Below are 25,762 nucleotides of genomic sequence, written 5' to 3'. Positions count from 1 at the left end.
GTCCTGATTCGTTCAATCAATTGCCATGGCTAAACATAGGCCGCTGCGGCGGTTGATTCGTAGCCTTTGGTGTGCCTGCCTTCGTTGGGCGAAATGTGATTGCGTTGACTTGAGTGCTGCTTTTGCTTATTACACACTGCAGTCGATCTTCCCTATTCTGCTGATTTCGTTATCGATTGCCTCATGGTTTCTTGGTCGCCAAGAGGTATTAGAGAGGCAGATTATTGCTTATGCAAGCGGGGTTTTGCCTCCATCGGCAGTTGTGATTGTGCAAAATACGCTGATGCAGTTAGTCCGTCAGGGCTTTGGTGCTGGTTTGTTAGGTGCTGGTGTGTTGTTACTGACTGCTGGGAATGTGTATCTCACCTTGCAACGTGGATCTGAACGTCTATGGGATGGTGTAATCGCTTCGCAACAACGAAACTTGCCTTTCAAGCTTCAAGCGGCCCAGTTTATTCGTAATCGGCTTGAAGCCTTCTTTGTGGTGATATTAATAGGACTTTTAATTGTTCTTGATCAACTCAGCGCCAATGTGCGAATGATTCCAACGGCTGCTTTAACTGAGCTATCGCTGGCGATCCCTTGGCTTGGTGGATTCCTTTCTCGTATCCCGGTCCTGCAATTTGGTCGCTTGATGGTTCCATTTCTGGGATTCTCTGCTGCAGCTTTACTGCTTCAATTTTTGCTTCCGAGTCGTCGAGTTCCTTTTAAGCCGCTCATGCCAGGTGCATTATTGATTGGTTTTTGTCTTACTGTTCTTAATCTTGCCGTTAGCCGAAGCATTCTTTCTCTAGGCGCTCGTTTTCAGGCCTATGGCGTGATCGGCAGTGTTCTTGTTCTTACCTTATGGGTTTGGATGGTGGGTGTTGTGATTTATTTTGGACAATGTTGGAGTGTTGAACTTGCGAAGGCTTCTGTCAGGCATGGCAGGGATCCGAACAGATCGGGCCATGCTTGAAGGCAAAAAAGCAGCGATTATGAATGCATCCTTCGTTTGGAGTGTTGATTAATGGGACGTTTCCCTCCACTCCTTTGGTTGCTTCTGTTGGCTCTGTTGCTGCTGCCTACGGCAGCAGGTCGTGTTTTGCTGGATTTGGCGGGAGGCCTCCTCATCACCCTTCTTGCTCTACCCGTGCTCTTAGGTGGTTTGGGGTGGATCGGTTGGAAGGTGTTGCAGAGCCGGGTCAGAACATGTGAGGCCTGTGGTTTGAGCACGATGACAACCGATGCTCAATGCCCTGCTTGCGGATCTCCGCTCCCTTCCCAGAAATCTGGGGCCTCTTCGGCGAAAGCGGTTGATGATTCCTTGCCTGCCAGCGACGTGACGATCGATATCAAAGCTGAGGACGTAGATCCTTAACGTTTCACTTGTTAGCTTGTTCGGAATTGATCTCTATTAGCTTGCGTTCCCGTAAATAGAGGAAGAGTGGACCACCGCAAGCAAAGGAAACACTGACGCTCACAATCAAAGCAATCCACCAGCCCTTGATCTGTAGCTTTCTGCCTTCGCTAATGATCCAGATGCTAAAGGCTGATGCAGCAATTAAAAGGTCCCTATTTAAAGAGCGGGATGCAGCATTGATATTGGCATCTTGGATAAATGTCTGAAGATCAAATCCACCACCAGGATTCATTTGCATGAATTCGAGATTGGCTTGCCAAGGGAGGATGGCTCCAAGGATGGCTAGCAATAGGTAAACCCATGGAAGAGATTTATTCATGGTTGCTCGGGTCGAGAGTTCGTCCTTCCATAGTATTTGGATCGAGTTGCCTTACTGATTGCTCCACTTGGCTGAGAAGCAAGTCACAGCGATCCAGGTAAATCGAGGCCCGAGCATGATTTCTCTGTAGCTCGGCTAGGGGAATGGAATCGTCTTGTAATTGCCCAAGCAGCACATCAAGAGCCTGCAGAGCTTCTTCATAGCTGAGCTTCGAAGCATCCTCTCTCCAAGTGTCTTGTTCCGATTTGGTTGAGGGCTCAGATTTTTTGCGTGGCATGGCAGTTAAAGAGATGCTTTTGCATCAGACGTTGCATCCGCTTGGATGGTTTTGGCGACGGCCTGAATCACACCATCCTTGAGGCGGATTTGTACCTGTTGATTGGGGCTGATGTCATAAACGCTTTGCAGGGGGTGCCCCTTCGTTGTGTTGAGCATTGCAAAGCCCCTATTGAGCCATCGTTGGGGGGAGAGAGCGCATAACAATTGCTGGCGCTGTTGCCACTGATCTCGGCGACGTTGGACGCCGACAGCAGGCCTCAGTGCCTGGACCAGCAGTTGTCGGTCTTTCAGTCGTGCGCTGGCTTGCTCTAACCGCCAGCGTTTGGATTCGCTCAGGCGGTTGCGTCTTTGAATGATTGTTTGCCGCGCAGACTCCTTGCTCGGCATCAGGGTGACCATGGCGGCTGTCGGTGTTGCTGTCCGATGGTCTGCTACGAGATCTGCAACGGTGAGGTCATCTTCATGTCCGATTCCTGTGACGACGGGAAGTGGGAAGGTGGCCAAACTGCGGCAAACGTCCGCATCATCGAAGACCATCAAATCTTCTCGACTCCCCCCTCCTCGGGCGATCACGATCGCGTCCAATCCGAGCTGCTGATGCTGTTGCGCGAGGCGACTGAGAACTCCGCAAATGATCTGCGCCACATCCCCCTGGACGGGAATCGGCACAACAACAAGCTCACTTAAAGGCCAGCGCTCTTCTGCTGTACGCAACATGTCTGCGAGGGCTGAGCTCGGAACGCTCGTGAGCACGGCGATCCGCTTGGGGTACGGCGGCAACGTGCGTCGCCGGCTTGGATCAATGATGCCCTCTTCGAGCAATTGTGCCTTGACCGTCTCAAACCGCCTCAGCACAGTGGTCAGGCTGGGCCTGATATCGAGAACCTGCACAGCCAGGCTTGCTCGTGCAGACCAAAAATTCAGCTTGCCAATCACGGTGACTCCGTCACCGTCGGCGGGGACAAACTCCAATTGCTTTAATTTTGAGGCCCAGGCCACAGCCGTGATGCTCGCCTCACCATCGCTCAATGTGAGCCAGAGATGGCCTTTTTTGACTTGAGGCCTAGACGCTGTTGCTTGGATCACAAACCGAGGGGCAAACCCCCGTTCCAATAAAACCCCGATCGCGTTGTTGAGTTCGCGAACGGAATAGGTGGGAATCGATTCAGCGCTCAAGACGTTGGTATGCCAATCCCCAATAAATGCTCACGATCCCAGAGACGATGGTCAGGATGATGCCCCACGTCTGGTGAACCTGTGTCAATCCGATAGCCAGGAACACCAGCATGCTGCTCAACAGCCTGGCTCCCTCTCGGCGATTGCTAGCAAAGAAGGGAAGCATTGCCAACGACGCGAATCCGTTCAGTCTGGCCTAACGAGTGCTTGCCACAAAAAAACCCCACCAAATATTCGATGGGGCTGATCACTAGAAACAAAGTCCAGCCTTAGATCAATCAGCCGAGGCCGACTTGGGTCAAGATGCCCTGACCGGTGAGAAGCTCGGTGCCCAGACCGATGACGAAACCGAGCATGGCCAGGCGGCCATTCCATGTTTCAGCGAAATTTACAAAACCAAAGCGAGGTGCGTTGTCAGACATGTGAAACTCCGATACTCATTCATCGTAACAAACCGTAGCGTTCTCTTGACTGTTTCATCGGATACGTTTAACGGGGCCGGAGAAGCGCTTCAGGATCGGGCTTTCCTTTTGGCCGTGGGCTCGGCTTTGGCTGGATCCTCTGGCCAGGGATGCTTTGGGTAGCGGCCGCGCATTTCTTTGCGCACTTGTTGATAGCTCCCATGCCAAAACCCAGCCAGGTCTCTCGTGCGTTGGAGTGGACGGCCTGCCGGCGATAACAATTCAATCGTCACGGGGAGTTGGCCATTCAAAACAGCAGGTCCCTCCAGGCAGCCAAACATTTCTTGCAGCTTGACCGACAGGACAATGTCGTCATTTTGATAGTGCAGGGCTGCATGGCGCCCCGAGGGGATGTTGATGTGGGTTGGTAGGAGCTGATCGAGTTGCTGCCGGTTCGACCAGGCGAGATCACCCCAAAGGGCTTCGATCAGTTCCTCTTCCTTGACGTCGTCCCAGCCCCTCCACCCCATCAGGATGTCTCCAATCCAGGCGTTGGGATTCTTTTCCAGATATTGGAGACTGCGTTGTGGCCATGGGGCTCCTAACTGTTGGTGGGCTAAAGCGAGACGACTACGAAGTTGCTCCGTACGTTGGCTCCAGGGCAGTGCCGACAGGCCTTCCTTGCTGAGTTGCTTGATCAAGACCTCACGACTTTGCTCGCAAGAGGCCTGTTGTTGGACCTGTCTCTCGAGCTCCAGCGCACCAAGCTGCAAGACCCGTTCCGCTCTGACCCGTTTGGTTTGCTCATCCCAAAGCACCCGTTCTTGCCAGTGACCGTTCTGATTTGCAAGCTCCTTAACCCATTGGAGTGTCAGCGGGAGTGCTAGTCGGATCTTGGCTCGCGTGTCGCCGAGGTCAAGCTGGGCAATCGCGAGGGCTTCAGCGCCATCGAGCGGATCGCTGACCTGCAGAGCTGCACCGCGCCCTTGGCGAAGTAAAAATTGTCCCCGTTGTCCTGGACGGGCCATGGCAACCCATTCTGGAAAAGCTGTAGCAACCAGCTGCGCTGCGAGCTGCTCGTCTGTGGCCTCCATGCCTTGGAGGTCTTGCTCCTGCTCCAATTGACCGAGTTGTTGGAGCCATCGTCGGCTCTGATCGAGGACTGTTCTGAGGCGATCGGCTGCTGCACGATCCCCTGAAATTCGCGATGAGCTCCTCTGATCGCGAAGCAACAGCATGCGGGCCCAAAGATCGCTGCCGTGATTGTGCTGGCTGAGCAGATCTCGCTCACTGAGGATGGCGGCGAGATCGGCTCCAACTTGTGGTCGCCCCAAGGCCCGCGCTTGCAGAAGGAGCAATCCAAGGCGTGGATGGGCACCAAACCGAGCCAATTGCTGCCCGGTGTCCGTGGGGCGTCCGTCTGGATTCAGCGCTCCAAGCGTAAGCAGTTGCCGTTGGCCTTCCTGAAGCGCGGCTTTCGGAGGGGGTTCGATCCAAGGCAAGGATTCGCCTAAACCAGCCCCCCAGAGTGCGAGATCCAGCACGGTGGGTTGGGGATCAGCGCGCTGCAATTCAGGAATGTCGTGAGCGGGCCGTCGTTGCTGTTCCGCAGGGGACCAAAGCCTGATGCAACGACCGGCGCTTTGGCGTCCAGCACGGCCGCGTCGCTGATCAGCGCTGGCCTGACTCGCTGGCACGGTGATCAGTCCCTCCATTCCGGTTCCAGGGTCAAATTGGGTGTGACGCGTCAGTCCGCAATCGATCACGAGGCGCACACCATCCAGGGTGAGGGAACTTTCAGCGATGGACGTTGCCAAGATCACCCGTCCTGCCTGTGTGCGGTCGCAAGGCTTCAGGGCTCGCCCCTGCTCAGCCAGTGATTGCCTGCCATGCAGGGCGATCACCTCCCACTGGCTCAGCAGGCTTGATGTGAGTAAACGCTGCCGGCAACGTTCGATCTCTCGCACTCCAGGGAGGAAAACCAAGACGGAGGGTGGATGATCGCCACCGCCTTGTGCGCTGGCCAAGAGGCTCATCTCCTGTTCCATCGCACGCAAGACATGTCCCTCGAGCCGTTCATTCGGTCGAGGCGAGAGGTGTTGCGTCTCCACAGGGAAGGCCTTCCCTTCGCTCGTGAGGACCTGGGCATGGGGCAATTGGGCGCGCAGGTTGGTGAGATCGAGCGTTGCCGACATCAGCAGCAGGCAAAGATCTGGCCTGAGTAGCTCCTGCGCTTCCCGAACCAAGGCAAGCGCTAACTCACTGTTTCGGCTGCGCTCATGGAATTCATCAAAGATCACGCAGTTGATCCCTGTGAGCTCGGGATCGTTTTGGAGTCGACGGAGGAAGAGTCCGTCCGTCATCGCTTCGATTCGCGTCCGAGAGGAGCGCTTTTGCTCGTGGCGCACGGAATACCCCACACGCTCCCCAAGTGGTTCCTGCAGGCTGATCGCAATCCTGGTGGCAGCAGCCCTTGCCGCTAGCCGCCTGGGCTCAAGCATCAAGGTGCGTCCGCTCAGAGGCTGCGTCCCGGCAATCTCTCCAAGCAGTGCCAAGGGCACCCGGGTTGTCTTGCCGGCACCCGGTGGTGATTGCAATAAAACCGTGGCACCTGGAACAAGACTGGCTCGCAGTCTTGGCAGTAAGGGATCAATCGGGAACTCGCCCAATGACTCTCGACCTTCAGCTGAAGAAATTGATCATCCCAAGGAGCAAAATGCTGCTGAGGGCCCCGAAGGCAGCCAAGAGGCGCACGAGAGGACCAAAGCGAACGGGAATCGAGGCCATGAAGAAAACCTTAAGGCCGAATGCAATCCAGTTTTAGCGGAGCTCCGGAAGGATTCTCGCCCCCTGGTTGCAGTGCTTCACAACTTCTCCAAGCCAGCGGTCAGCGGCGGTCAGCGAATGTGCCGTGCGCCGTCAACTGGGTGGTATTCCTCCCCCGTGAGCTCTTCGTAAACGATGGCGGGAAGCCCTGTTTCGAACATGGTTTGAAGCGCCTCCTTGAGATAAGGGTTCCAGCCGCCCGTGCTGACATCGCCATGACGCACGGTCCAGTCCCAGGTGCCTTGTAGGTCGCGTGGAATGCGTCCTTCCCTATCGCGGCGCGCCACCAAATCCAACGATTCCACCAGTCCCACCTGAATGGGGTCTTTCCCGTAGGCAGGAGTCAGGCTGAGCTCAAGCCGAACAGGATCTTCTTTCAAAAGCCTTAAGCGAAAGCGGGGCGGCAGTTTCACGGATTTGATTACCGCAGCCACAATCCGTGTTCGTTGGTCCACCTAGGAGTCCCTCTCTACGAGTCAATCGGACAACTCAAGCAGTTGCCATTAACCCAACCTATTCACCGGGCTTCGAAGTGGGATTGGGTGGTTCACTATCGCCGCCAAAACGCACAGTCAAAAGATCCTCTTCGGTGAGGCGTCCCTCTCCGTCCAGGAGTTCTGGATGAATCGTGAGGCGTCCTGTTCGGTCGACGTTCTCAGCGACCAGCGGTTTGCCAGCAGCACTGAACCCGCGTCCCATCACGCGAAAGGCTTGCCACAGGAGGACGATGAAGATCAGTCCATAGATCAGGGGAAACAGGCTGCTGAGCATGGCAATCACCGCAGAAATCGGAGATGGGCCTAACCATCCCATCCATCATCGCTCTTTTTGGATGAACGGATGCTGATTGGCAGAACCCTGGTCGCATCCAGTCATGAAATCGTTGGAAATGGGTCTGTCTTTCTAGGGATTCAATGCCTACGGTCACGGTGACTCAATTCATGAAAGAAATCGCGTCCATGGCGGTGTCTAATCCTTTGCTCCCATTGGTTTGTGCTGGTGCGTTGGCATTCCCAGGGATGTTGGTCCAGCCGCCGCGAGCCGTTGCCTCCGCTGCCTTGCCGGCCGTCGCCCCGACGTCGTTCGTTGCCCAAGCTGTCGCCCGCAGTGGACCGGCTGTGGTCACGCTTGACACGCAGCGAACTGTCCGGACGGCAGGTGGGAGTGGGCTTCCGCGGAGCTTGATGGCGGATCCATTCCTGCGTCGTTTCTTTGGGTTGCAAGCTCAAGCGGCTCCGCGTTCAAGGATCGAGCGCGGGCAGGGCAGCGGCGTGATTTTTGATGAACAAGGTTTGGTTTTGACCAACGCTCATGTGGTGGAGAATGCGGATCGGGTGATGGTGGGACTGCCTGATGGCAGGCGCGTTGCTGGTCGGGTGATTGGTCAAGACTCGCTGACCGACTTGGCCGTTGTGCAGTTGGAAACAAAGGGGCCATGGCCCACGGCTCCCTTGGGCAACTCCGATCGTCTTCAAGTGGGGGATTGGGCGATCGCTGTGGGAAATCCCTTTGGTCTTGAAAACACTGTGACGATGGGCATCGTCAGCAATCTCAATCGCAATATGTCGCAATTGGGAATTTCTGGAAAGCGTCTTGATCTCATCCAGACAGACGCTGCGATTAACCCTGGTAATTCGGGTGGCCCGTTGTTGAACGCCCGTGGCGAAGTGATTGGAATCAATACCCTTATTCGCTCAGGACCAGGGGCCGGCCTCGGTTTTGCAATCCCCATCAACAGGGCACGTTCGATTGCCAGTCAGCTCGTCAAGCAGGGAAGGGCCAGCCATCCGATGGTGGGTGTGGGCCTTTCAACGGTTCCTGCCCCCAGGCCAGGAATGACGGCTCCTCCTGGAGCCGTGATCCGATCCGTCGTACCTGGTGGCCCCGCCGATCGGGGAAACCTGCGCGTTGATGATGTGATCGTGTCGATCGGAGGTCAATCGATTAGCAATCCTGCTGAAGTTGTTTCGGCGATTGATCGCCATGGGGTTGATCGACCTCTAAAACTTGACGTTATGCGTTCTGGTGAACGGATTACGCTTTCAATTACACCTGTTGAGATGACATCTTTGCGTCAATAATCATCTCTTCGTTTGAAACTTAGCTGTCTGTGTCTTTGAGCTGTTCTACGCAGCGTGTGATGCATTCCCCATCGTCGAGGGAGCATGTTGTGATGCACTCGAAGTAGGTCTCAACCGCATCCCACGTCTGTCCATGCTCAGTGCTTTCAGCCATGGCTGAAGGTGTTCCTGCGGCAGTGACATGAAGTGAATGGGTGCTGTTCATGGCCGACCGGGGATCAGTGATGTCAGCCTATCCACACCGTTTGAACTGGTAAAGGGAAATGAGTCTTCCTGCCTAACCAAGTGTGAAGTTTCGTCTTGCGATTGCCGAGAAGCCTTGCTACGCAGCGTTCTTTTTGCGGGAAGCGCGCTGTTTTTGCTTTTCGTTGTTTGCTTTTCGTTTGGCTTCTTTCTCTGCAATCAGCTGTTTTGCCTCTGCTTCGGCTTTTTCTTCGGCCTTTTTATCTTGGTAGTAAGCATAATTTCCGCGATAAATCACAAGTTCGCCATCGCGAATCTCCACGATCCGGTTGGCCACACGTGAGATGAAGTAACGGTCATGCGATACCAATAAAGCGGCTCCTTCGTAGGCGCATAGTGCGTCTTCAAGCATCTGTTTGGCAGGGATGTCGAGATGGTTTGTGGGCTCATCGAGGACTAGCAAATTGCAAGGGCTCAGCAACATCAGTGCAAGAGCTAGGCGTGCTTTCTCCCCACCACTCAGTTGGCCGACATCTTTAAAAACACTGTCGTTGCTGAAACAGAAACTCCCAAGCAATGAACGCACCTGTGTTTGCGTCCAATCAGGAACGGCTTCGAACATGGTCTCGATCACCGTCTTGCTGAGATCAAGGGCTTCTGCCTGGTTTTGTTCGAAATAGCTAGCGACGATGTTGTGTTCCCCGAGCCGTGCTGACCCTTCATCAGGCGTTTCGACCCCCATGATCAAGCGCAGCAGGGTGGATTTCCCGGCTCCGTTGGGACCGACAAAGGCGATCCGATCACCTCTCTCGATTTCGAGCTCAGCATCCATGAAAAGGATGTTTTCCCCGTAGCTGTGCGTCATGTTCTCGATGACAGCCACCTGAGCACCGGATCGTGGTGCTGGAGGGAAGCGGAAGCTGGGACCACTCACTGACTCAATCGGGGCCTCAACCCGCTCCACCTTGTCCAGCTGCTTCTCCCGACTTTTTGCTTGGGTGCTGCGCGTCGCACTCGCGCGGAAGCGATCGATGTAGGCCTGTTGGGTTGCGATCTCTTTTTGCTGCCGTTCAAAAGCGGCTTGTGAGGCTTCTTGCTCGAGTGCTTTTTGCTCCAGGTGTGAGGTGTAATTTCCCCAGTAAGCCCTTGATACGCCTCGCTCTGTGCTCACAATTTGATTACACACACGATCCAGAAATGTCCGGTCATGACTGATGACGACCAGGGCCGCCTTTTGTTCGATGAGATACCCCTCGAGCCACTGAATCGTTTCGACGTCGAGATGGTTCGTTGGCTCGTCTAAAAGCAGCAGATCAGGGTCTTGCAGGAGGATTTTTCCCAGAGCCAAGCGCATTTGCCAGCCGCCGGAGTAGTCCGAAACCAGCCGGTCTGCCTCCTCCAGCTTGAACCCGATGGTGGGGAGAAGTTTGTCGATGCGTGCATCGAGTTCGTAGCCATGCAGACCTTCAAATCGGGTCTGCAGTCGCCCTAGTTCGTGAATGAGCTCATCGAGGTGATCGGGGTCTGCCGCAGCTCGGTCTGAGCCCATCTCCAATTCAACTTTTTTTTGTTTGCCCAGCACGATGGCGGCCTCACCAAAGGCTTGAAACAGTTCTTCTCGCACCGTGCGGCTGGGGTCTACATCGAATTCCTGCTGCAGGTAAGCGATCCTTGGCTCGCCCTGCTTCACGATTTGGCCACTGCTGGCCTCTTCCATGCCAGCGATCAGCCGAAGCTGGGTTGACTTCCCTGCCCCATTCACTCCAACGAGGCCGATCCGGTCTCCGGGTTTGACCTCCCAGGTCACATCCCGTAGAACTTCTCCGGTGGGATAAATCTTGCCGACTCGCTCAAGTCGCAGCACGGAGGGGAGGCAGGGAAAACCCATCATCCCGCGTCGGGGTTTCCAGGCAGACTGCTTGAGCTGGGAGCAGGCTCAATGCGACGACTGGAGCAGGTCACGGCCCTTGTGGTGGCAGCCGGTCTGGCCGTTATTAGTTATTGGTTGTTTTTCAGTTGGGCCGGAGGGGGAGGGGTGCGCGAACGCTCGGCCCCCAAGCCAGCGTTAGCGCCCTCTGGTCAATCCATGCCGTCCAACGACGCGACGGAATCCGCTGCGGTCAAAGCCCTCCCCTCGCCTTGATCAGCCATTGCTTTGTGATCTCGTCATCGAGACTATTGAGGTGATCCTTCACCTCTTGAAGCGTGACAGGCAAGTTGAGTTGATTGCCGATTTCGCAGATGGAGTCGAGGGCTCCTGAGGGATTTTGAAGCGCCTGTCTGAATAACCCCTTGCTCAGGTCTCGATCATTCTCAATGCGTGCGTAGAGAGCAGCTGCGTTGGACATGATCGTGATGCTTCTGACGAAACCTTATTCACACCATCGCGAACTGCCATCCCATTGCCAAGCCGCTGCCTAGGCAGCTTGGTCGAGCTCCGTTGCCTTCAGGCCTGAGGCTGAGGCGTCTTCCATGCTGCGGGCATCCATGCAAAGCACTTTGCGTAGCTGGGCGTAGTTGGCAGCTTGTGAGCGGCGTCCATCTTGAACGGCGCCGTATTCAGCGCGTTGGAGCACGTGATGAAGGTGGGTGAGCAGGTAGGTGCTGATGACAGCTGAGACCAGCACTTCGCTGTTCTCAGGGGTTCGGCTTGGGCGCCGCGTTTTACGACGCTCGTCTCCTTGACGGTTTGTTTTACGCGTGACCGGCTTGCTACGGCTTGGTAGCTGGGGGGGGCTGACGTCTGGGCTTTTGGAATGGGTCATGGCACTCCTGGGATGGGGCGGCCGAGGGCCTGGCCTGCAGTTGGATCAGGGATCTGATCAATGACAGCAGCATAGTGCTGGATACTACCCTTGCGCATCTCTGTACACTTTTAAGTAGCTCTGCCTCTTTCTGGGTCGTGGCCACTCGCCAAAATTCATCCAGTGGGAAGCCAAAGTCACCGCGCATTCAGGTGGTGCTCCCCGAAGAACTTTGCCTCCGCTTGACGGCCTTGGCTGAGGATGAATCGCGCACGGTCAGCAACATGGCCAAGGTGTTAATCCAGCAAGGGGTTCAGCGTTACGAGCAGGGAGGCGACAGGCAGGTAGCGCCTCGTGCGGACGCGCATCAGTCGTCAACAGAGCAATTGCGCAACGCTCTTGAGTCGAAGCAAACCGGTCGGCTACGGGGCGCACCGCGTCGGGTCAGGCTTCACCGTCCGAATTAACTCAGGCTCGAATTTTTAAGCCTGAATGACTTCATCCAAACGCCCAGGCCGTTTGGGGCTACGCGCTCAAGCTGGATTGACCCTTACTCCGAGGACGGCCTCATGTTGTGCACCCGTAATCGCTGGCGCATTTCCTGGAAATCCCAAGTGATGCCACCACGCCAAAAGAGCAAACACCATGGCTTCTCGGCTTTGGCTGGGAAGTTTTAGCTCGTCACTACGACGCAGTCTCAGTCCCCGGCAACGTCTGTTGAGTTCTCGCATCAAGGTGCGGTTTTTGCTGCCACCACCAGCGACCAAAAGCTCTATGGGGAGGGGATGGTTCTGGTCGGAGAGCTTGTGTAAGTCCTGCGCTACGACAGCGGCTGAGAAGGCTGTGAGCGTTGCGATTTGATTGGCAATGGCTTGTCCCTGCATGTCCTGAAGGCGTCTTGTTAGATCAGCGCGCCCAAACAATTCACGTCCGGTGGACTTAGGAGGGCTGAGCTGGAAGTAAGGCTCAGCGAGCCAGCGGAGAATCAACGCTTCATTGCAGTGACCCTCCGCCGCAAGGCGGCCGCCCTGGTCGCAGCTTTGTTTCCCTTGGCTGAATTGCTCCATCGCCAGGTCGATCAAGCTGTTGGCAGGCCCGCAATCCCAGCCCCTAACGGGTTGGAGCCGATCAGGGCCTGTGCCAGGTGGAATGAGGGTGAGATTGGCGATGCCACCCAGATTGAGCAAGGCTCTCCAGCCATTGGTTCGTCCCAAAAGGGCTGCATCCGCTTTGGGAACCAGGGGTGCCCCCTGGCCTCCGAGGGCCAGATCAGCAGCCCGAAAGTCGAAGATCACAGGGCGATTCAGCAGCTGTGCCAGCAGGGGGCCTTGCAACATTTGCCAGCTCGTTCCGTGCAGACGTCCGCCCGTTTCGCTGCTTTCAGGCGGACGATGCCAAAGGGTTTGGCCATGACAACCCACCAGCTCTGCCTGCCCTTCTGGATCGCACTGACGAGCTGCTGCGGCCTGAATCTTGGTGATGGCTTCGGAAAGATCGAGGAGAGAGGACGCGGTGGTGGCTTCGCCTTGCCCTACGGCCAAGATCCGTTGCCGCAGGGAGGTTGGGTAGTCCAGCGATGCTGACCGCAGCAGGGTCCATTGGGGATGGTCGGCGGCCCCCGAGAGCTCGACCAAGACAGCATCCACGCCATCGGCGCTTGTGCCGCTCATCAGACCGAGAACACGCATGCTTCAGGTTTTTGGAAGCTCTTGGAGATCGTCGGTTAAACCCATCACCACGAGGACATGCCCGTCTTGAAGGACATGGGATGCCGGTGGGTTGACCATGAGCTCTTTTGCGGGACCCGCCGCAAGAACGTTCACCCGAAAATTCTTGCGCAGGTTGAGGTCTCGAAGCGAGCGCCCCACAAATCGGCCTGGCACCTTGATCTCTTCAATCGAATGATGCTTATCGAGCTCGAGTCGCTCCATCAGGTTGGGTCGTACCAATTCCACGCCCAGGCGTTCTCCCTGCATTCGGGAGGGGAACACCACCCGATCGGCTCCCACGCGCTTCAGCATTTTTTCGTGCAAGTCGCTGGTGGCTCTTGCAATCACGCGACGAACCTTGCTCCCTTCACTGTCTTTGGCAATCAAGGTGGCCGTGATGCTGGCTTCGATGGGTTCGCTGATGGCCACGACCACGGTTTCCATATCGAGGATCCCCGCCTCACGAAGCGCTTCTTCATCGGTGCAGTCCACAATGCGAGCTTCGATCGATGGCTCGAGTTGGCGGAGTTCCTCGATGGCCTTTGAGGAGCGGTCGACAGCAAGAACTTCAGCACCGTTTTGCATCAGTTCCTTGCAGACAGCACTCCCAAAACGCCCCAACCCCACAATTCCGAAGCTTGAAGGCTCTGCCTGGTTGGCCTGGGACCAATGCCACCACTCCCTCACTGCACTGCTCCCTGGGATCGGTGATCAGACATAGAGATCCTCGCGGGGATAACCAACGCGATTCTCGCGCTGCAGATGCCCTCGGTTAAAACTTTCCCAGATGGCGCTTAAAAGCAAAAGAATGCCCAGCCGTCCCACAAACATGCCCATCACAAGCACAAACTGACCAAAAGGCGCCAGTTGGCGCGTGACGCCTAGATCCAAACCAACGGTGGCAAAGGCGGAGATGCAGGTGAAAACCAGCTCAAGGAAGGTGAACGGTTCTTCTCCACTGAGATTGCTGCTTAATGCCAACAACAGAGCCATCCCCAGCACAAACAGCAGGGAGGCAACGGTGATGCTCAAAGCGCGCAACACGACTTTGTCGGAGATCTGTCGATGGCGAATCACCACATCGTTGTGACCGCGCAGGGTGGAGCGGGTAGCGGCCATGAGGGCTGCCACCGTTGTGGTTTTGATCCCACCACCTGTTCCGCCTGGACTCGCACCGATGAACATCAGGGTCATCACCAACAACAGGCCTGAATCGGAAATGCTGTTCAAAGAGAGGGGCACCGTCGTGAATCCAGCGGTTCTTGAACTCACCGATTCAAAAAGGGCGCTCATTAAGCGTTCGCCAAACCCCATCCCTGTGAGTGCATGGCCCCTCGAGAGTGATTCCGTCAGCATTAATCCCAAGGTCCCGATCAGGATGAGAAGACCAGAGGTGCGCAGCACGAGGCGCGTGTGCAGGCTGAGATGACGCCGTCTAAGCCGTTGGCGATTGCTCCATAGGTCATTGGTGACACGCCATCCGAGACCGCCCAGAACCACCAACACCATGATTACGGCGTTCACCGTGCTGTTGGTGCGGTAGGTCTCAAGACTGTCGCTCCAGAGGCCAAAACCGGCGTTGTTGTAGGCCGAAATGCTGTGAAAGAGAGCTGCCCAAAGCCGTTCGCCTCCAGGAGCAATGTCTGTGAAGCCAAAGACATAGAGCAGGAATGCTCCAACCAAGATCAGCACCACAGCTGTGAGCGCAATTCCTCGAAAGGTGCTGCCTACGCCCCCTACCCCAAACTCATCGAGGGTTTGACCACGATCGAGGCGCCGCCGAAGAGCGGTACCGCGAACCACAAAGCCTTGCAGGAACGTGGTGACCGCCATCAATCCCAGGCCCCCGACCATGATCATCATCGCCAGCACGATCTGGCCAGGGCGGGTCAGATCTTCGCGGATGTCGATGACCGAAAGCCCCGTCACGGTGACGGCTGATGAGGCCGTGAAGAAGGCTTCCCACAAGCCCACTCTCGGACTTGAACAGAGTGGGGTGTCGAGAAGCAAGGTGCCGGCTGCGATCACAAGCAGCCCTGTCACAACTGTGAATTGGGGGATCGTGAGGCGGCGGTACCAGGCCTGAGTGCGGTGAATGGCGTAAGGAATCGGCATGGCGCTCACCTGCCTCCCGGTGACAGGACCATCCAGGCAGGACTCTTAAGCATCAGCATTTGGCCAGGGCGTCGTGCGGCCAAGCGCAGAGGGGCCAGGGGGAGGAGGGGGTTGGCCTGCTGATGACGATCGATGAGCTCAGCCATGATTGAGATCAGCCATGGTTTAGATCAGCCATGGTCGGGTAATGCCGTCTGTTGGGTGAAGGGTTCAGGGGTAGTTGCGTCGTCCCAGAACTGCTTTTCCAGCCAGTTTCGCAGACCTTTCAATCCCGTACCCTCCTTGGCTGATAGGTAGATCACATCCGGCTCGAGAGTGCGAATTGCCTCGATCGCTGAAGCCTCGCAACGGTCGATTTGATTGGCCACCACTTTGCGCAGTTGGTCACAGCTGAGGCCATCCAACAGTTGATGGACGGCCTCCAGTTGTGATTGCCAGTCGGGGTCTGCGAGATCCACAACCAGCAGTAAAAGATCGGCCTCGCGTGTTTCTTCCAACGTGGCTCGGAAAGCTTCCAGCAGTGGTTTGGGAAGTTCACGAATGAACCCCACGGTGTCGGTGATCAGCACCTCCTTCGGGGCCGCTGATGTTTGGGGAAGGCTGAGTCTTCGCGTGGTGGGGTCAAGGGTGGCGAATAACTTGTTCTCCGCTAAAACCTCAAGCCCTGGATTGCGGCAGCACAGCGCATTTAAAAGAGATGATTTGCCAGCATTCGTGTAACCAACAAGGGCGACGCGAGGGACGCCGTCCCTGCGGTCGCGCAACCGGGCGCGATGGGCGCCTAGCTGGAGCAGGGAACGCCCGAGATGTTCGATGCGACGGCTGATGGCTCGCCGATCCTTTTCCAATTGGGTTTCACCGGGTCCGCGCGTGCCAATGCCTCCCCCTTGCCGCGAGAGGCTGAGGCCGCGGCCCTTCAACCTCGGGAGTCGGTAGCGCAATTGAGCGAGCTCCACTTGAAGACGGCCAGCCGCGCTCGCCGCTCGCTGGGCAAAAATGTCGAGGATCAACTCACTGCGATCCATGACTGGGCAGTCGATGAGTAACTCCAGATTCCTGGCTTGAACGGGAGAGAGTTCCCGATCTGTGATCACGAGTGTGGCTTGATGGCGTCTCGCTTCGAGCGCCGCCTCTTGTAGTTTCCCCGTGCCCCAGAGGGTTTGAGGGTTGGGTTGTCCCTGCCGCTGCCGGCAGACAGCAACAGGCAGGGCACCTGCACTACGAACGAGCCCCTCCAATTCAGCCAGATCCCTTTCGCTCCGCTGGGCGTCAGCACCGGTGAGGATGAGCAGCAAGACCCGCTCTTGCACGTCCGCGGGAGCCGTTGTTGGTCCAGGGGAATCAAGGCCCTTTGCAGTGGCTGGGGCTGGACGGTCGCATAGCTCCTTGAGCGTGCCAAGGGCCGCTTGATGCCAGCCGGAACGATCTCCTGGATCTGGTTGCCAAAGCGAAGCAAGATGCCCTCCCCCTGTGGAGGGCGATGCCTGAAAGCGAAGCCAGGTGTCGGGTTTGAGGTCAAGGGCGACGACGGCATCTCTGCCATCGGGCTTCAGGTCCGTCCCCGCCTTGCCTTGCAGGCTGCTGATCAACCTCCAGCGTCGCTTGATCCGTCGTGGCCCTCCAGGTAGATGGCTGCGCAGTTGATCCGATTCGCTGAGGGGCCCAACCCAGAGCAGTCGGCAGAGTCCCCGCTCATCGACGATCAAGTGCAAGGGCTGTTTTAACTCCAGCACCAGCTCAGACAGTCGCTCCAATGTGAGCGGATCGGCGCCGCTCTGGCCGGGGTGCCTCCTCTGACTGAGACGCTCAAGCTGTCGATGCAGTGATGGGCGTAGGCCATTGGTTCGGCCTGCTAGGTGAGCCTGCTTCAAGAATGAACCAGCCAGGCGCCTGCTGACCTCAAGCCCAAGGAGAGTCCAGGCATTCGGGCAAGGTATGTGAGTCGCCGCATCCGGTAGGCAAGAGGACCGGCGAGGGTGAGTCCCATGCCCGTAATCGAAGCATCCCCGATGCCAAGACTGAGCATCTCGCCAAGATCCTGAAAGTGAAAACCGGGGACAGGCTTGTCCATTCGAATCGCCTGAAGCGTCCTGGCTGCCGCCGTCCCTTGCTGAAGTGCTGCTTGCGCAGAGCGGGGCCAAGGGGTCTCTGCATCGTTATGACAAGCGACATCCCCGAGGACCAGCACATTCGGGTCCGTCGTTAACTGCAGCCCTTCATCAACACAGAGCAGTCCTCGCTCACGGGGAGGGGTGGGGGTCAGGGGGGGCAGCACCGGTTTGGTCCCTGCCGTCCAGATCAAACCGTCGTGGTTGAGAGATTGGGGACGGTCATTTTTCAGTAGCTGGACGGCATTGGCCGATACGGAGGTCACCCGCGTGTTGAGGTGACGATGGACGCCCCGTTGATCCAGGGCCTTTCGTGCTTGTTCGCGATTGAAGGCTCGAGATCGTGAGAGAACGCTGTCCCCCAATTCAACGAGGTGAATGTTGGCTGATCCATCCAGCATGTCGCTGAGTTTGCAAGCCAATTCAACGCCTGTTGCTCCCGCTCCAACGATGACCAGTGCCCCGTCTTTTGAGGCTCGGTTGCGGAGGCTGTGAACGCGTTCTTTAAGAAGAGGGAGATCCGCAAGAGAATGGAAGGTCAGGGCATGCTCCTTGACGCCTGTAATTCCAAAGTCGTCTGGCTCAGAGCCAGTGGCGAGCACGAGCTGGCTGTATTTGAGGACTTGGCCGCGGCTCGTTTGTAGAGATTTCTGGGCCGTATTGATCGATGTCACCCGATCATCCAGGTGGGGTATGCGCCGCCCCTGGAGAAGGCTTTCGTAGCTGGGAGCCACCTCCCAGCTCTTCATTTCGCCGCTGAGGAGTTCGTAGAGAAGGGGTAAAAAGAGAAATTGATGGCGCGGTTCAATCAGCAATAACGGAGGCCGAGGCCGTTGGTTACTGAGCGCTAAAGCTGTTGTCAGACCTGCAAAACCACCTCCCACAACAATGATTGGATCGTTGTGCATGGTGGTGTCAGAAGTCAGAACTTCAGTCGGGTTTTTGAAACCATAGACATGACACCATGCCCCTCGGCGTTGGAAGATGGAGAGATGAGGGATGTCTCCACCTCCGAGAACCAGCCTGTCGTTGCCGCTGGCCCTAAGGCTGATGCGGGGGAACTTCAACAAGCGCGTCTGCAGCTTGAGCCGTTGGATGCGCGCGCAAGATTGCTGTGGGCGCATGAGCAATTTGGCTCGGGTTTTGCCCTAACCACGAGCTTCGGCATCCAATCCTCTGTGTTGCTCCATTTGTTGAGCGGGATGGATCGAGGCGGAGACATTCCAGTGATTTGGGTGGATACCGGCTATCTCCCTGCGGAGACCTACCGCTACGCCGAGGATCTTCGCCAACGCTTCGATCTGAATCTCCACATCGCGCAGTCCCCATCGTCTGCAGCTCGGATGGAGGCGCTTCATGGCCGCCTTTGGGAATCAGGCGTTGTTGAGGACATGGAGTTGTACCTCAAGATCCGTAAGGTTGAGCCCCTCGAAGAGGCGATGCATCGTCTTCAGGTGTCTTGTTGGGCCAGTGGTGTGCGCCGTGCACAGACGGACACTCGCCGGGGAATGACGGCGCTCGATCCGATTCGCGGTCGCTTGTCCCTGAGACCCCTTTTGGAGTGGACCTCACGAGATGTCTTCTATTACATGCAGGAGAACGATCTTCCTCAGCATCCCTTGTTTGAAAAGGGGTATTCCACCGTTGGAGATTGGCATTCCAGTGGCCCTGATGGGCTGGAGGCGACGGGGCGAGACACGCGCTTTGCTGGTTTGAAGCAGGAATGCGGCATCCACCTGCCAGGTGTGATGGGTGATGGCATTTAGTGAGGATTTCCCATCCCGCTGCCTGCTGATTGGAAACAGCCGCTGGCACTGGGCAGAGCAGAGCGGCACGTCTCGCTGGGTCTATCAGCATGAGGTTGCGGCCCCAGAGGCGTTGGATTCTCCTAGCGATCTCATGGCCTGGGCAGCTGTGGGGCCGATCCCACAGCATCCTTGTTTGCAGTCCAGCCGACGCTTGAACTTGGCTGACATCCCTCTTCAGGGCATTCCGCCTTGGTTAGGAATCGATCGAGCGCTCGCTGGATGGGGCGCTTGGCGTGCCAATGAAACGCATGTCGGCGTTCTTGTGGTGGATGCAGGCACGGTTCTCAGCCTCACCAGAATCTCGGCGACGGGATCGTTTTCTGGTGGGTTGTTAGCGGCTGGTTATGGCTTGCAATTGCGTGCGATGGCTGAGGCCACAGCAGGTTTAAACGTGACCTCTCCCGTGGGCCTCGATCCCGAAGACGCGAAGCCTTTCCCTTTCGAGACCCAAGCGGCGATGCGCTCTGGCGCGCAACAAAGTTTGGTGGGTCTTATCCGTCAAGCTCATGCCCAAAGCCCTTGGCCGATTTGGCTTTGTGGAGGAGATGCTCCCCAATTACTCCCGAACCTTCAGGAGCAGTTGGGGATAGAGGTGTTTCATGCACCGAACTTGGTGATGGAGGCGATGGTCGAGCTGGTCAGCTGATGCCGAGATCACTGAGGACTTGATCGGCCATGGAATCAGATTTCACTTTTCTGTAAATCAATTCCAACCGTCCTTCGGCATCGATGACGAAGGTGTGTCGCATCATTCCCATGGATTCGCGACCCATGAACTTTTTCAGTCCATAACTTTCAAAACTGCTGGCCACTGGGCACGGTTCCGCATCACTCAACAGCGTGAAGGGCAACTCCTGCTTGGCGATGAAGCGCGTATGGGAGGCCGCGTTGTCCTTGCTGATTCCTAAGACGTGAATTCCATGGTCCTTGAAGGACGACCAGCGATCTCGGAAGTTACAGGCTTCTTTCGTGCAACCAGGGGTGGCGTCTTTGGGATAGAAATAGATCACCACGCGCTGCCCCCGCAAGGAGGCCAGGTGCACAGGTTCTCCATTTTGGTCAGGAAGTGTGAAATCAGGCGCGAGATCGCCGATCTGCAGAGTCATGGAGGAAGGCTTCAACCGGAGCGGAAGCGTAACCGTGCTGTGGCTTGGACCGGCTTCCTCAAGGGGCCTTTGCGTGTCGGATCAGGAACAAGCCTGGGCCTGCGACTTGGGCAAGACGCGTCAGCAGCGTTTTCTTGGTTCCCGTGCCTGGATGCGTTCTTGCCTGAGTGATTTATGGGGAGTTGCCCCGCAGGAGATCCCCTTGCATGCGCCTCCAGGTGCGCCGCCATCGCTTCATTCCGGTTGGGGATTTGTCAGCCTCAGCCACAGCAAGGGATCGGCGTTGATGGCCTGGTCTTCCGCCCCCGTTGGGGTTGATTTAGAGCGATTGGATCGTCCGTTCGCTTCGGAAGCACTGATGAGCCGTTACTACGCAGCGAGCGAGCAGCGTCGTCTGAGAGGCCTTCCCCACCAAGCCTTTCACCAGGCTGTTTTGAAGTATTGGTTGATCAAGGAAGCTGCGATTAAGTGGCAACGGGGATCTTTGGCTCAGGATCTGTCGCACTGGGTGGTTGCGGCCGATGAGTTGAGTGCAAGCCATCGGGGCCGTGGTCTTCAGATCGCGGCGCACTGTCGCCAACTGGGGCCCTGGGGCCTGGCGATCGTGTCAGCTTGCGAACAGAACTTGATTGGCGCAAGGGTCTGCCTAGGTTGAAATCTCAATCGGGATCGGGATCCTCTTTGGCGTGACGCAAGCTTGGATGCGATCGATTCCCACCGTGGTGGCAGCCCTTCTTTTGGCTGGTTTGGGCTTGATCGCGACAAGCCAAAAGCGGGTGTTTTCTCCCGGGGCCCCTGGCCTGCCATCGGATGCGCGTGTTGTGCAGCAGCTGGATGATCAAGAAGCAACCTTGAATCAACGTCGCCAAGCCGAAACCTTGCTGACAGCATTCGTTCGCGGCCAGCTCGCCAGCTTTTACTGGGGACAATTTGCGTCATCACTCGTTGATCTCGGGTTGAGCAGCGATGAGGCCTTGGATGTTCGTGTTGAGACAAAAGGCCGCAGCACGCGCCTATGGCTGACCCCCAAACGTGGACGTGAAAGCTACGTTGCGATCGTCCATTTCAATGGATCCAAGCTCGTTCGACTGCAATGTCGAGGTTTAACGCCTGTTTCTTCTGAGCAGAAATCTGCTGCCTGCCCCGAAGGATGGAGGGCGTTTGAGATCCCAGAAAGTTGATTTTTGCTCTATTTAAAGCATTAATAGCCCGAGAGTCGTGAGTCTCGATTTAATACCTATAGTGCATTGGTTCTAATAGTGCGCACTGAGGACAGTTTCTTGTACTGGACCCAGCATTTTTGTTGGCAATCCATTTTCCTGCGACTAAGTTTTAAGTGATGTCTATAACTCCATCGTCCGTGTTCACCCGTCTTGCAGCTGGCGTTCTCGCCGCCGCTTCTCTCACAACTCTGGCTGTTGCCGCCGAAGCCGCTGAGCGCCCTGTGCGCTGGAAAACCGGTGGTGCTGTTTGGTCCACCAAGTCTTCAGCTTTCAAAACCTTCTTCGCTGACGGTGAAATCACCGATCGCGGCCTCCAAGGTGGAATCAACAATTCCGGTTGGACCGCAGAAGAAATCCAAGAGGGCATGACCCGTTCTTACGAGGTTGACCTCGTGGGCGTTTCCCGTTTCCTCTACTCCAGCGACGGCGTTGCCTTCCTGCAGGATCAGACCAAGAGCTACTACCCCTACTGGAGGAAGCAGGAGACAGCCGTTGTTGCTCTCCGCTCCGCCATCATCCTCGATGCTGCTGACGGCCAGATCTCTTCTGCCGGCATCCTGAATGGTCTCCCCGTTGATTTCGCTCTGGCTGACAACGGTGCTTCTGACGGTTCCCAGAACGTCTGTAAGGACGGTCTTGATGGCGCCCAGGCCACTTCTCTGATGTCTTGGTACGTCTTCCTGCCCGCTTGTGTGCAAGCCAAGCAGATCCTTCCTGCTGCTCCCGCTCCTCGCGCTGCTGCCCCTGCTCCCGTTCGCGGCCTCTGGTGATCGAACGGCTTCGGCCAACACAAGCCTCGGCAATGCCGGGGCTTTTTTTTTGGGTTGTTACGAGGATGAGGACGACGACATCGTGCAGGCCACCCGCTGATGGATCAGGGGTTGTGGCAGTGTCCCGCCCCGTTTTGTTTGCAGGAGCTGCTGAAGGGTGCTGAGCACGGTCTCGGGCTGGCTGCAGCGATTGAGCAGAGATCGATAGGGACGGTCCTCTCCTAGCCAGCGTTTCAGAAGACGTTCATCAATGGGGAGGGATAGGGATTCCTGCCATTGCTCCGTGATGACGGATTGAGAGAGCTGTTCGAGCTGCATTTGTACGAGCTGGTCAAGCTGCTGGTGGACCAGCCACTGTTGCTCCTTTTCGATCAGTTCCGATAGCGCTTCGCTGGATCCAGGGCATTGATCTGAGAGCGCTGCCGCTGGACCGATCGCTGTTTGGCTGAGAAGGACGTGCAGCTGAGCCGTTGGTGAGAGCTTCAATTTGAGTTGCTGCCAAAACTCTGGAGATTCGATCCAATCGCGATCTTCACTGCTAAATCGCCCACCCACGACTTCGAATTGCCACTCTGGAGGAAGCTCCTCCAGCGCCTTGGTCCCTCCCGTGAGGAGTTGGGGGCGATGGAGCGGATCCAGCAGATCGACCTGTGCTTCAAGTCGGGTCCGCTCTTCAGCGCTGCTGCACAGGATGGTGACGCTCCCCTCTTGCACCGCATTGAGTGGACCGAGGGCCCAGAGCAGGGATCGTCCCCCGAGCACCAGCACCCGGTCGGTGCGTTGAAAGGTCACGGCGGCCCACAGTCGCTGCTGCAGATCTTGCAAGCGTTCATCGTTTTGGGCGAGCTGTCGATGCAGCCAGCGCTCCATGTCAGGCAGGTCAGGACCACTACTAAGAAGCAGCGGGTGGGTTTGGGCCGCTTCTGCTGCGACGGCAAGTTGTGCAGCCCGACGTTCGAGCATCCTTCCTCGCCGCTCTCCCTCCCACCCCTGCTTGCTCGGAGTCCAGAACACTTCTCCCTGCAGCGCATCGGGAAGGTAATTCTGGGCGACCCAATGCTCTCTGTAGGCGTGGGGATAGCGATAACCCTTTCCATCGCCGAAGGCTTCACCATCGCGATGGGCATCGCGGAGGTGGCTTGGCACGCTCTGGTTCTGAGTTTTGCGCACAAGCCGGATGGCTTCGAACAGTCCCATCGTGCTGTTGCTTTTTTCGGCGCAGGCCAGATAAAGGGCTGCCTGGGCAAGCGGGTAAAGCCCTTCTGGCAGGCCGATGCGTTCGAAGGCGGCTGCGCAGGCTTCGACAACGACCACCGCTTGGGGGTCGGCCAGACCGATGTCCTCTCCCGCTGCAATCAACATCCGTCGAAAGATGAACCTTGGGTTTTCCCCTGCCTCCAACATTCGAGCCAGCCAAAACAGGGCCGCGTCCGCATCGGAGCCCCTCAGCGATTTGATGAAGGCGCTAATCGTGTCGAAGTGGGCATCTCCCTGTTTGTCGTAGAGCACAGCTCGCTCTTGAATCGACTCCTCGGCGATGGTCAAATCAATCTCGATCGTGGCGTCTGGGTCGCTCGACGTTGTGCTTTCCACCGCCAGCTCGAGGGCATTGAGAAGGCTGCGCGCGTCACCGTTGGCCACATCCACCATGTGGGATTCGGCTTCGGGAGTGATCGTGATCGAACGATGGCCATAGCCCCGCTCTTTGTCGTGAAGGGCCCGATGGAGCAATTGACGTAGATCGTTGGCTTCCAGGCTTTGAAGTCGAAACAGACGCGACCGACTCACGAGGGCTTTGTTGACTTCGAAATAAGGGTTTTCCGTGGTGGCCCCGATCAGGGTGAGAGTGCCGTTCTCAACCCAAGGGAGGAGCGCATCCTGTTGAGCACTGTTGAAGCGATGCACTTCATCGATGAACAGGATGGTTCGCAAACCATGCTTCTCCAAGCGCCCCTTGGCGGCATCCACTTGCTCACGTAAATCCTTAACGCCGGCGAGAACAGCATTCAGGCTGCTGAACTGCGCCCGGGTGTGGGTCGCAATAATCCTGGCCAGGGTGGTCTTCCCGACGCCAGGCGGTCCATGCAGGATCAGGTTTCCCACTCGGTCTGCGGCGATCGCCCGGCGCAGCAAACGGCCTTCGGCGAGGATCGCGTTTTGGCCGGCAAATTCCTCCAGGGATGTGGGCCTCAAACGGTCAGCTAAGGGCGCCTGACGCCGCCTTAGCTCATTGCCGCGGTGGCTGAACAGATCTTCAACCAACCGACCAATCTCCCCTCAATGGTCTTCGTGTATGGATTCTTGCCTGAATCGAACCAAAACCCGGCGCATATTCGTACATAATCCCTTCGTTCGTCACAGGATTTGTGCTGCGTTTTCGTCCACTGCTGCCTGTGCTCCTAACAGCCATTTCCGTTAGTGCTTGTGGAGGCTCTGATGAAAAGACGCCCGCCCTACCGGTACAGCAAGCATCGGTTCTTGAAGCTCCTTTCACCTACGATATCGATACGGTGAGCACGCTCGAGGCCAATGAGTTGGTTGAGCTAGCCGCGCAAACGTCCGGTCGTGTCACTGAGCTCAAAGTGTCTCAGGGCGATCGTATTGAAGCGGGTCAGTTGCTCGTCGTGTTGGACCAGGTTCAGGCACGGGCAGCGTTGGCAGAACAACGGGCGAAAGCGGAAACAGCCAAAGTTGATTGGGAACGCGAAGAATTTCTCGCAAAAGCGGGGGCTGCGTCGCTTCGTCAGCGCGATTCCTATCGCTTGAAATACGTCGCGGCGGTTGAAAAAGTTAAATCTTTAGAAGCAGAGCTCAGCTATAAAAATTTGCGTTCGCCAACGGCAGGGACCGTGGCCAATGTGCAGGTGAAGGTTGGCGATGTGGTCAATCAAAACCAACCGTTCACCAGTGTGGTTCAAAACAACATTCTTGAAGCGAAGGTCGAAGTCCCTGCCGCCTACGGCGATCGCCTCGCCATCGGTCAACCCGTCATTTTGAGTGCCCCTGGCACGGTTAAGCCTCTAGCGACGAGTCAGATTGAGTCGATTGATCCTCAAGTCAATCCTCAAACGCAGGGTCTCTTGGTGAAGGCCTTGTTTAATAACGTTGATGGCCGGTTACGGAGTGGGCAGCGACTGCGTACCAGGGTTCAACTGAAATCTGGTCAACAGATTTCAGTTCCGTTTGCGGCGGTAACACAAACGTCAGGACAAAGTTTTGTTTTCCGTGTTGGTAACTTCGCTGACTTAAAGGCCAACCCAGGCAAAGCTGACATCGAGCGAATTGGTAAAGGCATCGAAAAGGGTAAATTGCCAAAGAATGCCCTGTTTGCACTTCAAACACCAGTCAATATTGGAGAGGTTCAGAACAACCGTTATCCGGTCACGAAAGGTTTAAAACTCAATGAAAAGGTGATTACGACCAATCTCCTTAACCTCAAGCATGGAATGCCGATCCAGGTGAAATCACAACGCGCAGGATCCCAACCTGCTGCAGCTAAGAACTGAGGTTGA

The 25,762-nt window shown here is 56.5% G+C and carries 31 protein-coding genes; 11 read left to right on the top strand and 20 right to left on the bottom strand.

Annotated elements, in window-relative coordinates; all coding sequences use genetic code 11:
• The first annotated feature begins 25 nt into the window (after nucleotides 1-25).
• Both SYN8016DRAFT_RS11240 and SYN8016DRAFT_RS11235 read left to right on the top strand, forming a co-directional pair.
• The gene (locus SYN8016DRAFT_RS11240; RefSeq protein WP_006854540.1) at nucleotides 26-958 is read left to right on the top strand and encodes a YihY/virulence factor BrkB family protein; all 933 of its coding nucleotides are present in this window, start codon (nucleotides 26-28) and stop codon (nucleotides 956-958) included.
• A gap of 51 nt (nucleotides 959-1,009) precedes the next feature.
• Entirely contained in the window at nucleotides 1,010-1,360 is a 351-nt protein-coding gene (locus tag SYN8016DRAFT_RS11235) for a hypothetical protein (protein WP_006854539.1), read from the top strand.
• Between the two features lie 4 nt (nucleotides 1,361-1,364).
• Here SYN8016DRAFT_RS11235 and SYN8016DRAFT_RS11230 read toward each other — a convergent pair whose 3' ends face one another.
• From SYN8016DRAFT_RS11230 to SYN8016DRAFT_RS11200, 8 genes are all read right to left on the bottom strand, one after another.
• Nucleotides 1,365-1,721 carry a DUF2834 domain-containing protein gene (locus SYN8016DRAFT_RS11230; protein WP_006854538.1) on the bottom strand — a complete coding sequence of 119 codons (357 nt, stop codon included), beginning with the start codon at nucleotides 1,719-1,721 and terminating at the stop codon, nucleotides 1,365-1,367.
• On the bottom strand, nucleotides 1,714-1,998 hold the full coding sequence (xseB, locus tag SYN8016DRAFT_RS11225) for an exodeoxyribonuclease VII small subunit (RefSeq protein WP_006854537.1): 285 nt from the start codon (nucleotides 1,996-1,998) through the stop codon (nucleotides 1,714-1,716). Before xseB ends, SYN8016DRAFT_RS11230 begins: the two co-directional genes overlap by 8 nt.
• 5 nt (nucleotides 1,999-2,003) lie before the next feature.
• The gene (xseA, locus tag SYN8016DRAFT_RS11220) at nucleotides 2,004-3,176 is read right to left on the bottom strand and encodes an exodeoxyribonuclease VII large subunit (RefSeq protein WP_006854536.1); all 1,173 of its coding nucleotides are present in this window, start codon (nucleotides 3,174-3,176) and stop codon (nucleotides 2,004-2,006) included.
• On the bottom strand, nucleotides 3,166-3,348 hold the full coding sequence (locus SYN8016DRAFT_RS15105; protein WP_173362182.1) for a hypothetical protein: 183 nt from the start codon (nucleotides 3,346-3,348) through the stop codon (nucleotides 3,166-3,168). The genes xseA and SYN8016DRAFT_RS15105 overlap by 11 nt, the downstream gene beginning before the upstream one ends.
• Nucleotides 3,349-3,454: 106 nt before the next feature.
• Nucleotides 3,455-3,598 carry a chlorophyll a/b-binding protein gene (locus SYN8016DRAFT_RS11215; RefSeq protein WP_006854534.1) on the bottom strand — a complete coding sequence of 48 codons (144 nt, stop codon included), beginning with the start codon at nucleotides 3,596-3,598 and terminating at the stop codon, nucleotides 3,455-3,457.
• Nucleotides 3,599-3,687: 89 nt separating this feature from the next.
• A complete protein-coding gene (gene hrpB / locus SYN8016DRAFT_RS11210; protein WP_006854533.1) occupies nucleotides 3,688-6,246 on the bottom strand; it encodes an ATP-dependent helicase HrpB in 2,559 nt (852 codons plus the stop codon).
• A gap of 228 nt (nucleotides 6,247-6,474) precedes the next feature.
• Nucleotides 6,475-6,858: a hypothetical protein gene (locus tag SYN8016DRAFT_RS11205; protein ID WP_006854531.1), complete on the bottom strand. Its 384-nt coding sequence runs from the start codon at nucleotides 6,856-6,858 to the stop codon at nucleotides 6,475-6,477.
• 58 nt (nucleotides 6,859-6,916) lie between these two features.
• Nucleotides 6,917-7,174, bottom strand: coding sequence for a DUF2973 domain-containing protein (locus SYN8016DRAFT_RS11200; RefSeq protein WP_038014635.1), 258 nt, complete (start codon nucleotides 7,172-7,174; stop codon nucleotides 6,917-6,919).
• Nucleotides 7,175-7,344: 170 nt separating this feature from the next.
• Between SYN8016DRAFT_RS11200 and SYN8016DRAFT_RS11195 the strand changes: the two genes are divergently transcribed.
• A complete protein-coding gene (locus SYN8016DRAFT_RS11195) occupies nucleotides 7,345-8,484 on the top strand; it encodes a trypsin-like peptidase domain-containing protein (protein WP_170952828.1) in 1,140 nt (379 codons plus the stop codon).
• A 19-nt stretch (nucleotides 8,485-8,503) separates the two neighbouring features.
• On the opposite strand, the gene SYN8016DRAFT_RS11190 is transcribed toward SYN8016DRAFT_RS11195, so the two are convergent.
• Both SYN8016DRAFT_RS11190 and SYN8016DRAFT_RS11185 read right to left on the bottom strand, forming a co-directional pair.
• Nucleotides 8,504-8,689 (bottom strand): hypothetical protein, encoded by a 186-nt coding sequence (locus tag SYN8016DRAFT_RS11190; RefSeq protein WP_006854528.1) that lies wholly within the window; start codon nucleotides 8,687-8,689, stop codon nucleotides 8,504-8,506.
• A gap of 117 nt (nucleotides 8,690-8,806) precedes the next feature.
• A complete protein-coding gene (locus tag SYN8016DRAFT_RS11185; protein WP_006854527.1) occupies nucleotides 8,807-10,555 on the bottom strand; it encodes an ABC-F family ATP-binding cassette domain-containing protein in 1,749 nt (582 codons plus the stop codon).
• A gap of 51 nt (nucleotides 10,556-10,606) precedes the next feature.
• On the opposite strand from SYN8016DRAFT_RS11185, the gene SYN8016DRAFT_RS11180 reads away from it, so the two are divergent.
• Nucleotides 10,607-10,810 (top strand): hypothetical protein, encoded by a 204-nt coding sequence (locus SYN8016DRAFT_RS11180; protein ID WP_006854526.1) that lies wholly within the window; start codon nucleotides 10,607-10,609, stop codon nucleotides 10,808-10,810.
• On the opposite strand, the gene SYN8016DRAFT_RS11175 is transcribed toward SYN8016DRAFT_RS11180, so the two are convergent.
• Nucleotides 10,788-11,015 carry a hypothetical protein gene (locus SYN8016DRAFT_RS11175; protein ID WP_006854525.1) on the bottom strand — a complete coding sequence of 76 codons (228 nt, stop codon included), beginning with the start codon at nucleotides 11,013-11,015 and terminating at the stop codon, nucleotides 10,788-10,790. The two genes, SYN8016DRAFT_RS11180 and SYN8016DRAFT_RS11175, sit on opposite strands and share 23 nt — an antisense overlap.
• A 69-nt stretch (nucleotides 11,016-11,084) precedes the next feature.
• On the bottom strand, nucleotides 11,085-11,432 hold the full coding sequence (locus SYN8016DRAFT_RS11170) for a hypothetical protein (RefSeq protein ID WP_006854524.1): 348 nt from the start codon (nucleotides 11,430-11,432) through the stop codon (nucleotides 11,085-11,087).
• A 137-nt stretch (nucleotides 11,433-11,569) separates the two neighbouring features.
• On the opposite strand from SYN8016DRAFT_RS11170, the gene SYN8016DRAFT_RS11165 reads away from it, so the two are divergent.
• Nucleotides 11,570-11,878 carry a hypothetical protein gene (locus SYN8016DRAFT_RS11165; RefSeq protein WP_006854523.1) on the top strand — a complete coding sequence of 103 codons (309 nt, stop codon included), beginning with the start codon at nucleotides 11,570-11,572 and terminating at the stop codon, nucleotides 11,876-11,878.
• A 66-nt stretch (nucleotides 11,879-11,944) separates the two neighbouring features.
• Here the strand turns inward: SYN8016DRAFT_RS11165 and SYN8016DRAFT_RS11160 are convergent, their stop codons facing one another.
• From SYN8016DRAFT_RS11160 to SYN8016DRAFT_RS11140, 6 genes are read right to left on the bottom strand one after another with little or no spacing between them, the layout of a single operon-like run.
• Nucleotides 11,945-13,099: an anhydro-N-acetylmuramic acid kinase gene (locus tag SYN8016DRAFT_RS11160; RefSeq protein ID WP_006854522.1), complete on the bottom strand. Its 1,155-nt coding sequence runs from the start codon at nucleotides 13,097-13,099 to the stop codon at nucleotides 11,945-11,947.
• Between the two features lie 3 nt (nucleotides 13,100-13,102).
• On the bottom strand, nucleotides 13,103-13,807 hold the full coding sequence (locus SYN8016DRAFT_RS11155) for a TrkA family potassium uptake protein (protein WP_038014555.1): 705 nt from the start codon (nucleotides 13,805-13,807) through the stop codon (nucleotides 13,103-13,105).
• 24 nt (nucleotides 13,808-13,831) lie between these two features.
• On the bottom strand, nucleotides 13,832-15,235 hold the full coding sequence (locus SYN8016DRAFT_RS11150; RefSeq protein WP_006854520.1) for a TrkH family potassium uptake protein: 1,404 nt from the start codon (nucleotides 15,233-15,235) through the stop codon (nucleotides 13,832-13,834).
• Between the two features lie 5 nt (nucleotides 15,236-15,240).
• A complete protein-coding gene (locus SYN8016DRAFT_RS15405; RefSeq protein ID WP_006854519.1) occupies nucleotides 15,241-15,381 on the bottom strand; it encodes a hypothetical protein in 141 nt (46 codons plus the stop codon).
• Nucleotides 15,382-15,405: 24 nt separating this feature from the next.
• Nucleotides 15,406-17,106 (bottom strand): GTPase HflX, encoded by a 1,701-nt coding sequence (gene hflX, locus SYN8016DRAFT_RS11145; protein WP_006854518.1) that lies wholly within the window; start codon nucleotides 17,104-17,106, stop codon nucleotides 15,406-15,408.
• Nucleotides 17,103-18,251 (bottom strand): NAD(P)/FAD-dependent oxidoreductase, encoded by a 1,149-nt coding sequence (locus SYN8016DRAFT_RS11140; protein WP_006854517.1) that lies wholly within the window; start codon nucleotides 18,249-18,251, stop codon nucleotides 17,103-17,105. The genes hflX and SYN8016DRAFT_RS11140 overlap by 4 nt, the downstream gene beginning before the upstream one ends.
• Nucleotides 18,252-18,299: 48 nt before the next feature.
• Here SYN8016DRAFT_RS11140 and SYN8016DRAFT_RS11135 point away from each other — a divergent pair, with 48 nt between their 5' ends.
• Together SYN8016DRAFT_RS11135 and SYN8016DRAFT_RS11130 are read left to right on the top strand one after the other, a co-directional pair.
• On the top strand, nucleotides 18,300-19,109 hold the full coding sequence (locus SYN8016DRAFT_RS11135) for a phosphoadenylyl-sulfate reductase (RefSeq protein WP_006854516.1): 810 nt from the start codon (nucleotides 18,300-18,302) through the stop codon (nucleotides 19,107-19,109).
• Nucleotides 19,099-19,797: a type III pantothenate kinase gene (locus tag SYN8016DRAFT_RS11130; protein ID WP_006854515.1), complete on the top strand. Its 699-nt coding sequence runs from the start codon at nucleotides 19,099-19,101 to the stop codon at nucleotides 19,795-19,797. The genes SYN8016DRAFT_RS11135 and SYN8016DRAFT_RS11130 overlap by 11 nt, the downstream gene beginning before the upstream one ends.
• On the opposite strand, the gene bcp is transcribed toward SYN8016DRAFT_RS11130, so the two are convergent.
• Nucleotides 19,790-20,257, bottom strand: coding sequence for a thioredoxin-dependent thiol peroxidase (gene bcp, locus SYN8016DRAFT_RS11125; RefSeq protein ID WP_006854514.1), 468 nt, complete (start codon nucleotides 20,255-20,257; stop codon nucleotides 19,790-19,792). The genes SYN8016DRAFT_RS11130 and bcp overlap by 8 nt on opposite strands.
• On the opposite strand from bcp, the gene SYN8016DRAFT_RS11120 reads away from it, so the two are divergent.
• The 3 genes from SYN8016DRAFT_RS11120 (at nucleotide 20,256) to SYN8016DRAFT_RS11110 (ending at nucleotide 22,250) form a co-directional block, all read left to right on the top strand.
• The gene (locus SYN8016DRAFT_RS11120; RefSeq protein WP_038014550.1) at nucleotides 20,256-20,912 is read left to right on the top strand and encodes a 4'-phosphopantetheinyl transferase superfamily protein; all 657 of its coding nucleotides are present in this window, start codon (nucleotides 20,256-20,258) and stop codon (nucleotides 20,910-20,912) included. The two genes, bcp and SYN8016DRAFT_RS11120, sit on opposite strands and share 2 nt — an antisense overlap.
• A gap of 31 nt (nucleotides 20,913-20,943) precedes the next feature.
• Complete coding sequence (locus SYN8016DRAFT_RS11115; RefSeq protein ID WP_050802741.1) at nucleotides 20,944-21,438, top strand: hypothetical protein; 495 nt, start codon at nucleotides 20,944-20,946, stop codon at nucleotides 21,436-21,438.
• A gap of 158 nt (nucleotides 21,439-21,596) precedes the next feature.
• Nucleotides 21,597-22,250, top strand: coding sequence for an alpha/beta hydrolase (locus SYN8016DRAFT_RS11110; protein ID WP_006854511.1), 654 nt, complete (start codon nucleotides 21,597-21,599; stop codon nucleotides 22,248-22,250).
• Nucleotides 22,251-22,307: 57 nt separating this feature from the next.
• On the opposite strand, the gene SYN8016DRAFT_RS11105 is transcribed toward SYN8016DRAFT_RS11110, so the two are convergent.
• A complete protein-coding gene (locus SYN8016DRAFT_RS11105) occupies nucleotides 22,308-24,512 on the bottom strand; it encodes an AAA family ATPase (RefSeq protein ID WP_006854510.1) in 2,205 nt (734 codons plus the stop codon).
• Nucleotides 24,513-24,616: 104 nt separating this feature from the next.
• Between SYN8016DRAFT_RS11105 and SYN8016DRAFT_RS11100 the strand changes: the two genes are divergently transcribed.
• Nucleotides 24,617-25,756, top strand: a complete 1,140-nt coding sequence (locus SYN8016DRAFT_RS11100) for an efflux RND transporter periplasmic adaptor subunit (RefSeq protein WP_006854509.1) — start codon at nucleotides 24,617-24,619, stop codon at nucleotides 25,754-25,756.
• Nucleotides 25,757-25,762 lie beyond the last annotated feature (6 nt).

Source organism: Synechococcus sp. WH 8016, from assembly GCF_000230675.1.
In the GTDB taxonomy this organism is placed as follows: Bacteria; Cyanobacteriota; Cyanobacteriia; order PCC-6307; family Cyanobiaceae; genus Synechococcus_C.
Note: the sequence above shows the minus strand (reverse complement) of the source record. Positions and strands in the feature narration are given on the sequence as shown.